Source organism: Bradyrhizobium sp. 155, assembly GCF_023101105.1.
Classification (GTDB): Bacteria; Pseudomonadota; Alphaproteobacteria; order Rhizobiales; family Xanthobacteraceae; genus Bradyrhizobium; species Bradyrhizobium canariense_D.
Genome location: NZ_CP064704.1, coordinates 2834841 through 2847076, shown reverse-complemented (window position 1 = coordinate 2847076; position 12236 = coordinate 2834841). Strand labels below are relative to the sequence as shown.

13 protein-coding genes and 1 pseudogene are annotated in these 12236 nt (G+C 64.2%); 8 read left to right on the top strand and 6 right to left on the bottom strand.

Annotation, left to right across the window (positions count from 1 at the left end):
* Positions 1-43: 43 nt before the first annotated feature.
* The 4 genes from IVA93_RS13740 to IVA93_RS13725 form a co-directional block, all read right to left on the bottom strand.
* Positions 44-979 carry an AAA family ATPase gene (locus IVA93_RS13740; RefSeq protein ID WP_026232979.1) on the bottom strand — a complete coding sequence of 312 codons (936 nt, stop codon included), beginning with the start codon at positions 977-979 and terminating at the stop codon, positions 44-46.
* 62 nt (positions 980-1041) lie between these two features.
* A complete protein-coding gene (locus tag IVA93_RS13735; protein ID WP_027518800.1) occupies positions 1042-1848 on the bottom strand; it encodes an FAD binding domain-containing protein in 807 nt (268 codons plus the stop codon).
* Positions 1849-1881: 33 nt separating this feature from the next.
* Positions 1882-2367, bottom strand: a complete 486-nt coding sequence (locus IVA93_RS13730) for a (2Fe-2S)-binding protein (RefSeq protein ID WP_007602418.1) — start codon at positions 2365-2367, stop codon at positions 1882-1884.
* Positions 2368-2531: 164 nt separating this feature from the next.
* Positions 2532-2978, bottom strand: coding sequence for an SRPBCC family protein (locus tag IVA93_RS13725; RefSeq protein ID WP_018455582.1), 447 nt, complete (start codon positions 2976-2978; stop codon positions 2532-2534).
* Between the two features lie 184 nt (positions 2979-3162).
* Between IVA93_RS13725 and IVA93_RS13720 the strand changes: the two genes are divergently transcribed.
* The 3 genes from IVA93_RS13720 (at position 3163) to IVA93_RS13710 (ending at position 5837) form a co-directional block, all read left to right on the top strand.
* Positions 3163-4518, top strand: coding sequence for a 3-carboxy-cis,cis-muconate cycloisomerase (locus IVA93_RS13720; protein WP_085396098.1), 1356 nt, complete (start codon positions 3163-3165; stop codon positions 4516-4518).
* A gap of 36 nt (positions 4519-4554) precedes the next feature.
* The gene (pcaD, locus tag IVA93_RS13715; protein WP_247409373.1) at positions 4555-5337 is read left to right on the top strand and encodes a 3-oxoadipate enol-lactonase; all 783 of its coding nucleotides are present in this window, start codon (positions 4555-4557) and stop codon (positions 5335-5337) included.
* A 107-nt stretch (positions 5338-5444) separates the two neighbouring features.
* Positions 5445-5837 carry a carboxymuconolactone decarboxylase family protein gene (locus tag IVA93_RS13710; protein WP_085351059.1) on the top strand — a complete coding sequence of 131 codons (393 nt, stop codon included), beginning with the start codon at positions 5445-5447 and terminating at the stop codon, positions 5835-5837.
* Here IVA93_RS13710 and IVA93_RS13705 read toward each other — a convergent pair.
* Positions 5799-6335: a hypothetical protein gene (locus IVA93_RS13705; RefSeq protein WP_018455578.1), complete on the bottom strand. Its 537-nt coding sequence runs from the start codon at positions 6333-6335 to the stop codon at positions 5799-5801. The genes IVA93_RS13710 and IVA93_RS13705 overlap by 39 nt on opposite strands.
* 338 nt (positions 6336-6673) lie before the next feature.
* On the opposite strand from IVA93_RS13705, the gene IVA93_RS13700 reads away from it, so the two are divergent.
* The 5 genes from IVA93_RS13700 (at position 6674) to IVA93_RS13680 (ending at position 11764) form a co-directional block, all read left to right on the top strand.
* The gene (locus tag IVA93_RS13700) at positions 6674-7591 is read left to right on the top strand and encodes an ABC transporter permease subunit (RefSeq protein ID WP_018455577.1); all 918 of its coding nucleotides are present in this window, start codon (positions 6674-6676) and stop codon (positions 7589-7591) included.
* A gap of 11 nt (positions 7592-7602) precedes the next feature.
* Complete coding sequence (locus IVA93_RS13695) at positions 7603-8922, top strand: high-affinity branched-chain amino acid ABC transporter permease LivM (protein WP_247486155.1); 1320 nt, start codon at positions 7603-7605, stop codon at positions 8920-8922.
* On the top strand, positions 8919-9752 hold the full coding sequence (locus tag IVA93_RS13690) for an ABC transporter ATP-binding protein (protein ID WP_018455575.1): 834 nt from the start codon (positions 8919-8921) through the stop codon (positions 9750-9752). Before IVA93_RS13695 ends, IVA93_RS13690 begins: the two co-directional genes overlap by 4 nt.
* Complete coding sequence (locus IVA93_RS13685) at positions 9749-10489, top strand: ABC transporter ATP-binding protein (protein WP_018455574.1); 741 nt, start codon at positions 9749-9751, stop codon at positions 10487-10489. Before IVA93_RS13690 ends, IVA93_RS13685 begins: the two co-directional genes overlap by 4 nt.
* A gap of 156 nt (positions 10490-10645) precedes the next feature.
* Positions 10646-11764 carry a branched-chain amino acid ABC transporter substrate-binding protein gene (locus IVA93_RS13680; RefSeq protein WP_018455573.1) on the top strand — a complete coding sequence of 373 codons (1119 nt, stop codon included), beginning with the start codon at positions 10646-10648 and terminating at the stop codon, positions 11762-11764.
* A gap of 81 nt (positions 11765-11845) precedes the next feature.
* Here the strand turns inward: IVA93_RS13680 and IVA93_RS13675 are convergent.
* Positions 11846-12231: pseudogene (locus tag IVA93_RS13675) on the bottom strand (response regulator).
* Positions 12232-12236 lie beyond the last annotated feature (5 nt).

Below are 12236 nucleotides of genomic sequence, written 5' to 3'. Positions count from 1 at the left end.
TGCGCACCAGAGTTCACGCTCCCGCGCGCCCCGGAATGACAAGTTACTCGCTCGTCGCGTCCTTCAGCACCTTCTGCAAGGTGTCGCCCTGCATCCGCGTGATGTCGTCTTGGTATTTGAGCAGCGCGCCCAGCGTGTCGCCGACCACTTGCGGGGTCAGCGAGCGGGCGTCGAGCTCCGACAGCGCAGTGGCCCAGTCGATGGTCTCGGCAACGCCCGGCGATTTGTAGAAATCCTGATTGCGTAGCGCCTGGACGAAGCGCACGACCTGCTGCGACAGTTTCGCGGAGATGCCCGGCACGCGCGACTTGACAATCGCGAGCTCACGATCGGCATCGGGATAATCGACCCAGTGATAGAGACAGCGCCGCTTCAGCGCGTCGTGGATTTCGCGGGTGCGGTTGGAGGTGATGATCACGATCGGCGGATGCGGCGCCTTCACGGTGCCGAATTCGGGAATCGTCACCTGGAAGTCGCTGAGGATTTCGAGCAGATATGCCTCGAACGCCTCGTCGGCGCGGTCGAGCTCGTCGATCAAGAGCACCGGCGGTCCCGCAACGTCGGGCTCCAGCGCCTGCAGCAGCGGCCGCTTGATCATGTAGCGGTCGGCGAAGATATCGGAGGAGAGCTGATCGCGATCGGTGTCGCCGGCGGCTTCCGCCATCCGGATCGCGATCATCTGCGCGGCGCTATTCCATTCGTAGACCGCCGAGGAAACGTCGAGGCCTTCGTAACACTGCAGGCGGATCAGCTTCCGCCCCAAGGCCGCCGACAGCACTTTTGCGATCTCGGTCTTGCCGACGCCGGCTTCGCCTTCCAGAAACAGCGGCCGGCCCATGCGCAGCGACAGATAGGTCACCGTGGCCAGCGATCGCTCGGCGAGATAGCCGCGCGACGTCAGGAGTTCGAGCATCGAATCGACCGATGCCGGCAATACAACTGAAGTATTGGCACCGGACGTATTGGCCGCTGAGGTCATGAAAAAGCCAGTCTCGCTACGCCCTCACCGGGGACAAGTTTGGGCCGAGGCGTGAGGATCACTCACTCCTTGGCGTTGGCGGCGTCGAGGGCGCGCCGCGTCAGCACGCCGATAAGATGCGCGCGGTATTCGGCGCTGCCATGGATGTCGCTGTTGAGGCCGTCCGCCGGCACCTCGATGCCGTCAAGCGCCTTCGCGGCGAAGCGCTTCTTCAAAGCTTCCTCGAATGCGGTGACACGGAACACGCCTTCGGAGCCGGCGCCGGTGACCGCGACCCGCACGTCGGAGGGACGCCGCGCCACGAACACGCCGACCAGCGCGTAACGCGAGGCCTGGTTGCGGAACTTGATATAGGCCGCCTTCTTCGGCAGCGGGAACATCACCTTGGTGATGATCTCGTCGGCTTCGAGCGCCGTCGTGAACAGGCCCTGGAAAAACTCCTCCGCCTTGAGGCGGCGCTTGTTGGTGACGATGGTGGCGCCGAGCGCAAGCACGGCAGCCGGATAGTCCGCTGTCGGGTCGTTGTTGGCGAGCGAGCCGCCGATCGTGCCCTTGTGGCGCACGGCGGGATCGCCGATCTGGCCGGCCAGGTTCGCGAGCGCCGGGATCGCCTCGCCGACGATGGCGGAGCTTGCGACCTCGGCATGCCTGGCGGTGGCACCGATCACGAGCGCGCGGCCCTTCATCTCGATCGTGTTGAGCCCATCGATATGGGAGAGGTCGACCAGATGCGGCGGGCTGGCGAGGCGCTGCTTCATGACGGGAATCAGCGTGTGGCCGCCGGCGATCACCTTGGCATCTTCGTTCTTCACCAGGAGGTTGGCGGCCTGCCGAACGGTCCCGGGGCGATGGTATTTGAAATCGTACATCTGAATGTCCTGATCGCAGAGTGCGCGCGCGGTTTACGCGAGATCGGATTTCGCCATCGCCTTGGCGCCGGCGGAGATCGAGGTGACGATGTTCTGGTAGCCGGTGCAGCGGCAGAGATTGCCTTCCAGCTCCTCGCGGATGGTGTGGTCGTCGAGCTCGTTGCCCTTGCGATGGACGATGTCGATCGCGGTCATGATCATGCCGGGCGTGCAGAAGCCGCACTGCAGGCCATGGTGTTCGCGGAAGGCCTCCTGCATCGGATGCAGCGGCGCGCCGTCGGCGGCCAGGCCCTCGATCGTCTTGACCTCGTGGCCATCGGCCATCACGGCGAGCGTGGTGCAGGACTTCACGGCCTTGCCGTCCAGATGCACGACGCAAGCGCCGCACTGCGAGGTGTCGCAGCCGACATGGGTGCCGGTGAGCCGCAGATTCTCGCGCAGGAACTGCACCAGCAGGGTGCGGGGATCGACATTGGCCGTGACAGGATTGCCGTTCACGATGAGGGAGATTTTTGCCATAAACACTCTCTATCAGCGCCCCGACGGGTCCCGTCGAAGCGGTTCTTATAATTATTCCAACCCATCATATGGGCCATTATGCCCCGGGGCAACATCACCGGGAATGCAAGGCGCCATGACAAAACGCGATATGCCGAAAGGCGCAATGCTCGAGGTATTGGCCTTCAGCCCTGTACCGCCTTGGCGAAGTTCGCGAAAAATTCGTCTGCCAGTTTCTTGGCGGCGCCGTTGATCAGACGCTGGCCGAGCTGCGCCAACTTGCCGCCGATCTGCGCCTCGACCTCGTAAGACAAAAGCGTGCCGCCGTCCTTCTCCGCAAGCTTGACCACGGCGCCACCCTTGGCAAAGCCGGCCACCCCGCCCTCGCCTTCGCCGGAGATCTTGTAGCCGTTCGGCGGGTCGAGATCGGACAGCGTGACCTTGCCCTTGAAGCGCGCCGACACCGGACCGACCTTCATTTTCGCCGTCGCGCGAAAGCCGCCATCGTCGGTCTTCTCCAGCTCCTCGCAGCCGGGGATGCAGGCCTTCAGCACCTCGGCATCGTTGAGCTTGGCCCACACGGCCTCGCGCGGCGCCGCAAGCTGGACTTCGCCGTTCATCGTCATGGCCATTGGGTGCCTCCCGGGATACCGAACTTGGATCGCGCAGCTATAATGCAGCTCAAGTACCGCACGGAGGCGGCAAAAGAAAGGGTGGCCCTCGGTCACGTGCAATGCATATTCGCAACTGCAAAAAGCTTGCGCCGCCGGTTTGGGATTGGCACAGGCGGGTCATGGTGGTTAGGTCCCGCACAATATGAGCACATCCCTCTCCCCCCTGCTCGCGCCGATGCTGTCGAGCGTGGCCATGCGCGCTGTCTGCGACGACCGGTCGACCCTTCAGAATATGCTCGATTTCGAGGCAGCCCTCGCCCGAGCCGAGGCGGCCACGGGTGTGATTCCCGCGTCCGCGGTGGGCCCGATCGAAGCCGCGTGCAAGGCCGATACCTTTGACATGGCTGCGCTGGCCGAGGCCGCGACTCGATCCGGCAATCTCGCGATCCCCTTGGTCAAGACTCTGACCGCCAATGTCGGCAAGGGCGACGCCGAGGCCGCACGCTACGTGCATTGGGGCGCGACCAGCCAGGACGTCATCGACAGCGCGACCATGCTCACGCTTCGCGCCGGCATCGATGCATTGGACGCCGATCTCAGCCGCGCCATCAAGGGCTTTGCCGCACTTGCGCGCAGTCATCGCAACACGGCAATGGTGGCGCGAACCTGGCTCCAGCACGCCCTGCCGATGCCGTTCGGACTGAAGGCCGCCGAATATGCCGCAAGCCTTGCCCGCGCCCGCTGCCGCCTCAGGCGGCTGCGCCGCGAGGGCCTCGCACTGCAATTCGGCGGCGCGGCCGGCACGCTTGCGGCACTTGGCGACAAGGGGCTCGTCGTTTCAGAACGGCTGGCGCAGGAGCTGAACCTGCCATTGCCAGAAGCCCCCTGGCACACCCACCGTGACCGCATCGCGGAAGCCGCATCAGCCTTCGCGATTCTCGCCGGAAGCTGCGGCAAGATCGCGCGCGACGTCTCGCTGCTGATGCAGACCGACGTCGCAGAGGCGTTCGAGCCCGCCGGGGAAGGCCGCGGCGGCTCCTCGACCATGCCGCACAAGCGCAACCCGGTCGCAGCCGCAAGCGCGCTCGGCTGCGCGACCATGGCGCCTCAGCTCGCAGCGACGATTTTTGCCGCACAGGTGCAGGACCACGAACGCAGCGCCGGTCCCTGGCACGCGGAATGGCCGACGCTGCCGCAATTGATGCTGGTCACCTCCGGCGCGCTTGCCGCCATCGTCGACATCGCCGAGGGTCTCGATGTCGATGCCGCGCGCATGCGCAGCAATCTCGATGCGACGCACGGGCTGATCATGGCGGAAGCGGTTACCTTTGCGCTGGCCGAGACGATCGGCAAGAGCGATGCGCATCATCTGATCGAGGCCGCGAGCAAGCGCGCGGTCGCCGAGAAGAAGCATCTGCGCGAGGTGCTCGCAGCCGATTCGCATGTCACTGCGCATCTTTCGCCGGAAAAAATTGCGGCGTTGCTCGAGCCGATGGCCTATCAAGGCGCTTCCCAAGCCCTGATCGACCGCCTGCTCGACAGCCTCGAACGCGAATAAAGCAGTCCTGCGCGCAAATAAAACGGAGACGCCCGCATGCCCATGATCGATGCCGACGGTTGCCTGATCAACGTCTCCGTCGAGGGCCGCGACGGCGGGCCGACGCTGATGCTCTCGAACTCGCTCGGCTGCACGCTGCAGATGTGGGAGCCGCAGATGAAGGCACTGACGCAGATATTCCGCGTCATCCGCTACGACCGCCGCGGCCACGGCAAGTCCAACGTTCCGCCCGGCCCCTACACCATGGAGCGCTTCGGCCGCGACGTGCTCGCCATCCTGAACGACCTCAATATCGAAAAAGTGCACTGGTGCGGCCTGTCGATGGGCGGCATGGTTGGGCAATGGCTCGGCGCGAACGCGCCGGAGCGCTTCGGCAAGCTCATCCTCGCCAACACCTCCTGCTACTACGCCGAGCCGACCAAATGGCTCGAGCGCATTGACGCGGTGAAGAAGGGCGGCATCGCCGCCGTCGCCGACGCCGTCATCGCCGGCTGGCTCACCCAGGATTTCCGCGAGCGCGCGCCCGACATCACCGCCAAGCTGAAGGAGATGCTGCTGGCCTCGCCGCTCGAAGGCTATCTCGCCTGCTGCGAAGCGCTGTCGACGCTCGACCAGCGCGCGTTGCTGCCGAACATCAAGAACCCGACACTGGTGATCGCCGGCCGCCACGACATGGCGACGCCGATTTCGGCGGGTGAATTGATCCGCTCAAGCATTCCCGGCGCGAGCATGACCATCATTGACGCCGCCCACATTTCCAATGTCGAGCAGCCGCACGCATTCACCGACGCGGTCGTGGGCTTTTTGACGCAACGCTAGCCACAACCGTCGTTGGGAGCACAGCGATGCAACCAGAAATCCGTCTGCCGTGAGAGACTGGATTGCTTCGTCGCTTCGCTCCTCGCAATGACGAAGGAGGAAACAGCATGGACGACCAGAAACGCCGCGATGCCGGTATGAACGTGCGCCGAAAAGTGCTGGGCAATGCCTGGGTCGACAAGTCGATCGCGGGTCGCAATGCATTCAACACCGATTTCCAGGACATGATCACGCGCTACGCCTGGGGCGAGATCTGGACGCGGCCGCATTTCGACGAGCGCACGCGGCGGGTGCTGGTGATCGGCACCATGGTTGCGCTTGGGCAATGGGATGAATTCCGCCTGCATGTGCGCGCCGCCCTCGCCGAGGGTGGCTTCACGCCCAACGACATCAAGGAAATCCTGCTGCAGCAGGCGATCTATTGCGGCGTGCCGGCGGCGAACCACGCCGTCAAGGAAGCCTCAGCGATTGTGCAGGAGCTCGGCCTGCTCAAGACCTAGCGGCGGGGTGGCCTCGACGGGCTTCTGAACGATCTTGGGCGCCGCCGCGGGCCGCTCGATCACCACCACGATGGCGGCACCGAGCAAGAGCAGAAGTTCGGTGGCGTGCAGCCGCAGCGCGGCCATCTCGCCGACCTTCGAGGCCATGATCATGCTCGCAAACGAGATCAGGCTGCCGATCGCAAGCGCAATGCCGAGCGCTTCGTCGCTGCCGCCGTTCTTGCGGATACGGGGGATGCAGAGCAGCGCAAGGTAGATCGCAAAGAACGCCACCACCGTTAAGCGCCCCAGCGCCAGCAGCCAGGCGGCGCGCACCGTGTCCATCCCCGCCATCTGGAGATGGTCGCTGAGGAAAAGAGCGACTGCGACGCTCGGCCGCTCATAGAGGCCGTGCACCGGCGCCACCATGATGTTGAAGGCAACGAGGGTCCAGGTCGGGATGAAATAGGCCGCCAGAAGTGCGCCGTTGACCGAACCGATCCGCCAGTTTCCGAACATGCCGCTTCCCGCTTCGTTTGGCCGCGCCTTCGATGAAAGGCTCTGCCGGGAGCTAACTCGCATCAGACTGTGGCGGCAATTTAAACCCTTTGTTTACCTTAACTGCCTCCCGACAGGCATCCGATGGCGCTGACGGAGCCGGTTCCGCCCATTGCGGGGGAACCGGAGCGCCAAATGATCTCTGTAAAAGCCTTGATGCGGAGGCGAGGCCGGTTGCAGCCGCCAGTTCCCTCCTGTTACAAAACGAGAATGCTTAAGGGCTGCCGGGGCCCGAGAAGAAACCAGCACTCTCTCGAAGAGCTCCCTTTGAGCCGCGTCAGATTTGGGTACGGCAGCCTATGGATTATTTCGCCCAGCAGCTCATCAACGGTCTCGTGCTCGGCTCGATCTACGGGCTGATCGCGATCGGCTACACGATGGTCTACGGCATCGTCGGGATGATCAACTTCGCCCATGGCGATGTCTTCATGATCGGCGGCTTCATCGCCCTGATCACCTTCCTTCTGCTGGTCTCGACGGGCCTGACTGCGGTCCCGGTGATCCTTTTGATCGTGATCCTGGTCTCGATGGCGATCACCGCCCTGTATGGCTGGACCATCGAGCGCATCGCCTACCGTCCGCTGCGCCACTCCTTCCGCCTCGCGCCGATGCTGTCGGCGATCGGCATGTCGTTCGTGCTGACCAACTATTCGCAGGTGGCGCAAGGCGCGCGGGTGAAGCCAGTGCCGCCAGTGATCACCGGCGGCTATACGCTGCACGAGAGCGCCGATGGCTTCGTCATCCAGCTCTCCAATATCCAGATCGTGGTGGTCATCACCACCATCGTGCTGCTGGCGATCTTCACCTGGCTGGTGTCGCGCACACGGCTCGGGCGCGACATGCGCGCCTGCGAGCAGGACCAGACCATGGCGGCGCTGCTCGGCGTCAACGTCGACCGCACTATCTCCATGACCTTCGTGATCGGCGCTGCGCTCGCCGCAGTGGCCGGCCTGATGTACCTGCTCTATTACGGCCTGGTCGATTTCTTCATGGGCTTCGTCGCCGGCATCAAGGCGTTCACCGCGGCCGTACTCGGCGGCATCGGCTCGCTGCCCGGCGCCATGCTCGGGGGGCTCGCGATCGGGCTGATCGAGACGTTCTGGTCGGCCTATTTCTCGGTCGAATACAAGGATGTCGCCGCGTTCTCGATCCTGATCGTCGTGCTGATCTTCATGCCGACCGGCCTGCTCGGCCGCCCCGAAGTCGAAAAAGTCTGACGGTCGCGCGCGTGAAAGCTCCCTCGATCAATACGGCCAAAACCGCATCGGGCATCCCCGCTCTCCTGAAGACCGCCTGCGTCAACGCACTGATCGCGCTGGTGCTGTTCTCGCTGATGGTCGGCGTCCGCACCGAAGCCGGTTCCGACGGCCAGCTCACCTATTGGACGCGCTTCGGCGAGGTCGCCTCCCTCGTCGCCGCGGTATTCGGCGGCTCGATCGTGATCGAGCTGCTCAAGCAATGGATCGGTCCGACCGGCGCCGAGAAGCTGGTGCCGCCGGCGGTGCAGAGCGGAATGTCGTTCCTCGGCCGCTATCTCGCACCGGCGCTTCTGATCTTCACCCTGCTGGTGCCTGTGATCTTCTATGACCAGCGCTACATCCTCGATCTCGCCATCCTCGTGCTCACCTATGTGATGCTGGGCTGGGGGTTGAATGTCGTAGTCGGGCTGGCTGGCCTGCTCGATCTCGGCTATGTCGCCTTCTATGCGGTCGGCGCCTATTCCTACGCGCTGCTTGCGACCAATTTCGGCTGGTCATTCTGGATCTGCCTGCCGCTAGCGGGCGTCCTCGCCGCATTCTGGGGCGTGCTGCTCGGCTTCCCCGTGCTGCGCCTGCGCGGCGACTACCTCGCGATCGTGACGCTCGCCTTCGGCGAGATCATTCGCCTCGTCATCATTAATTGGCAGGATCTGACCGGCGGCCCCAACGGCGTCTCCAGCATTCCCCGCCCCTCTTTCTTCGGCATCCCGCTCGACAACAGCGACAACGGGCTCGCCGCCAGACTCGGCATCGAATATTCTCCGACCCATCGCATCGTCTTCCTGTTCTACCTGATCCTGGCGCTCGCGCTGCTCACCAACTGGGTGACGATCCGGCTGCGCCGCCTGCCGATCGGCCGTGCCTGGGAAGCCCTGCGCGAGGACGAGGTCGCCTGCCGCGCGCTCGGCATCAACACCACCACGACGAAGCTCACGGCATTCGCGACCGGTGCGATGTTCGGCGGCTTTGCCGGCGCGTTCTTTGCGACCCGCCAGGGCTTCATCAGCCCGGAATCCTTCACCTTCCAGGAATCGGCGCTGGTGCTCGCCATCGTCGTGCTCGGCGGCATGGGCTCGCAGCTTGGCGTGGCGCTCGCAGCGCTCGCCATGATCGGTGGTTTCGAACTGTTCCGGAGCCTCGAGAGCTATCGCATGCTGGTGTTCGGCATGGCCATGGTGCTGATCATGATCTGGCGGCCGCGCGGCCTGATCGGCCATCGCGCGCCGACCGTGTACCTGACCAAGGCCCACGCGATCTCATCGGACCTCGTCAAGGAGGGGCACGGATGAGCCGCGACCAGATTCTCGAGGTCGACCGGCTCACCATGCGCTTCGGCGGCATCGTCGCGGTGCAGGACCTGTCGTTTGCTGCCGAGCGGAAGAAGATCACCGCGCTGATCGGACCCAACGGTGCCGGTAAGACGACGGTCTTCAACTGCATCACCGGCTTCTACAAGCCGAGCGGCGGCGCCATCCGCCTCGGCCATGACGACGGCAAGGTGATCGCGCTGGAACGGCTGAACGATTTCCGCATCGCCAAGCAGGCCAAGGTCGCCCGCACCTTCCAGAACATCCGCCTGTTTCCCGGCATGACCGCGCTGGAAAACCTGATGGTGGCGCAGCACAACGCGCTGATGCGCGCCTCCGGCTTCACCTTGCTCGGGCTCATTGGCGCGCCCGTCTACCGCGACGCCGAGAAGCGCGCGATCGATCTCGCCACCGACTGGCTCAAGCGCGTCAATTTGCTCGATCGCGCCGACGATGCTGCCGGTAATTTTGCCTATGGCGACCAGCGACGACTCGAGATCGCACGCGCGATGTGCACCGAGCCCGCGCTCTTGTGCCTGGACGAACCCGCCGCCGGCCTCAATGCGCGCGAGAGCGCCGCCCTGAGCGAGCTGCTGCTGTCGATCCGCAACGAGCTCGGCACCTCGATCCTGCTGATCGAGCACGACATGTCCGTGGTGATGGAGATCTCCGACCATATCGTGGTGATGGACCACGGTGTGAAGATCTCTGAAGGCTCCCCGCGCGAGGTTCGCGACGATCCGAAGGTGATCGCCGCCTATCTCGGCACCGATGAGGAAGAGGCGGCGGCCGTGATGGAGAGCGGGTCGTGACGTCGCCCACTGCCCTGCTCGCGATCCACGGCCTTCGCGCTGCCTACGGCAAGATCGAGGCGCTGAAGGGCGTTGACCTCGAGATCAATGCCGGCGAGATCGTGGCGCTGATCGGCGCCAACGGCGCCGGCAAATCGACGCTGATGATGACGATCTTCGGCAAGCCCCGCGCCCGCGCCGGCCAGATCCTGTACGAAGGCCGCGACATCACCGAAGTGCCCACCCACGAGATCGCGCATTTGCGCATCGCGCAATCGCCGGAAGGCCGCCGCATCTTCCCGCGCATGAGCGTGGCGGAAAATCTCCAGATGGGGGCGGACGCCACCGAATGCACCGACGCCGAACGCGAGGTGACGCTACAACGCGTGTTCACGCTGTTTCCGCGGCTGAAGGAACGCTACGGCCAGCGCGGGGGAACCCTGTCTGGCGGCGAGCAGCAGATGCTGGCCATCGGCCGCGCTTTGATGAGCCGCCCTCGCCTGCTCCTGCTTGATGAGCCCTCGCTCGGTCTGGCGCCGCTGATCGCGCGCCAGATTTTCGATGCGATCCGCACTCTGAACCGGCAGGACGGCCTGACCGTGCTGATCGTCGAGCAGAACGCCAACCACGCGCTCAAGCTCGCCCATCGCGGCTATGTCATGGTCAATGGCCTGATCACCCTGGCCGGGACCGGTGCCGAGTTGTTGCAGCGCCCCGAGATTCGCGCCGCCTACCTGGAAGGCGGCCGGCACGGCTGAGGCCGCCAAGGCGAACCCGTGCGGCCGAATTTGGCGATATCTCTGCCAATGCCCGTATTTTGCCGGTGACTTCTCCTCGAATTCATTCAAGAATGGCGCCGGTTTGAACCGGGCATGCCCGGTAACTTCCACAGGCGACCACCCTCGAGGTATCTCATGAAATCACTGAAGCTCATCGGTCTGGCATTCGGCGCATCGATCGCGCTGTCGAGCGCGGCATTCGCGCAGGATGTCACCGTCGCAGTCGCAGGTCCGATGACCGGCGGCGAGTCCGCCTTCGGCCGCCAGATGAAGAACGGCGCCGAGATGGCCGTAGCCGATATCAACGCCGCCGGCGGCGTCAACGGCAAGAAGCTCGCGTTGTCCGTCGAGGACGACGCCTGCGATCCGAAACAGGCGCGCTCGATCGCCGAGAAGATCGCCGGCGCGAAAATTCCGTTCGTGGCCGGGCATTATTGCTCGTCCTCGTCGATCCCCGCGTCGGAAGCCTATGCCGACGGCAACGTGCTCCAGATTACTCCCGCCTCCACCAATCCGAAGTTCACCGATAGCGGACTGTGGAACGTGGCGCGCGTCTGCGGCCGCGACGACCAGCAGGGCCTGGTCGCCGCCCAGTTCATCGCCAAGAACTACAAGGGCAAGAACATCGCCATCCTCAACGACAAGACCACCTACGGCAAGGGTCTTGCGGACGAGACCAAGAAGGCGCTCAACAAGGCCGGCGTCACCGAGAAGATGTACGAGTCCTACAACAAGGGCGACAAGGACTTCAACGCGATCGTCTCGCGGCTGAAGCGCGACAACATCGATCTCGTCTATGTCGGGGGCTACCATCAAGAGAGCGGCCTTCTCCTGCGCCAGATGCGCGACCAGGGCCTGAAGACCGTGCTGATGGCCGGCGACGCACTCGCCGACAAGGAATACGCCTCCATCACCGGCCCGGCCGGCGAAGGCACGCTGTTCACCTTCGGCCCCGATCCGCGCAACAAGCCGACCGCGAAGAAGATCGTCGAAGCCTTCAAGGCCAAGAACATCGACCCCGAGGGCTACACGCTCTACACCTACGCAGCGATGCAGGTTTGGTCGGAGGCGGCCAAGAAGGCCGGCACCACCGACGCCAAGAAGGTCATGGCAGCCATCAAGGCCGGCAAGTGGGATACCGTGATCGGGCCGATCGAGTATGACTCCAAGGGCGATATCAAGCAGCTCGACTACGTCGTCTACAAATGGGACGCCAAGGGCGGCTACGCCGCGATCAGCGGCAACGGCACCTAAGCACGCTTGCCGGGGCCTGAAGGCCTCCTCCAATCATCATCGCGCCCCGGCTCGCCCGGGGCGTTTCTTCCTGCGTCAGGATCAGACTGCTGCTTGTATCGCGCCGTCCACCGCGCCTTGGGCCTTCCTCAGCGCTTGAAGAAGATCGTTCGGCCGAAACGGCTTTTGCAGGCAGACCACGCTGGCGAGGTGGGGCGATTGTTCCATGAAGTCCAGCGCCGTCATCCCCGACACGGCAACGACGGGGAGGCTCGGTGCAAGCTCGCGCAGGGTCGTGATGACCTCGACGCCACTGGTATCGCCGAGGAAAATGTCCACGATTGCCGCGTCGAAGCCGACCTCGGTAAGGCTTTCACCCCGGCTGCGCCGCTGTCGGCCTCAACGACCTCATAACGGTTGACGCGCAGCACGATCGCGACCATCGCACGGACGTCCTTCTGGTCGTCGATGATGAGAACGCGGGGCATAGGGA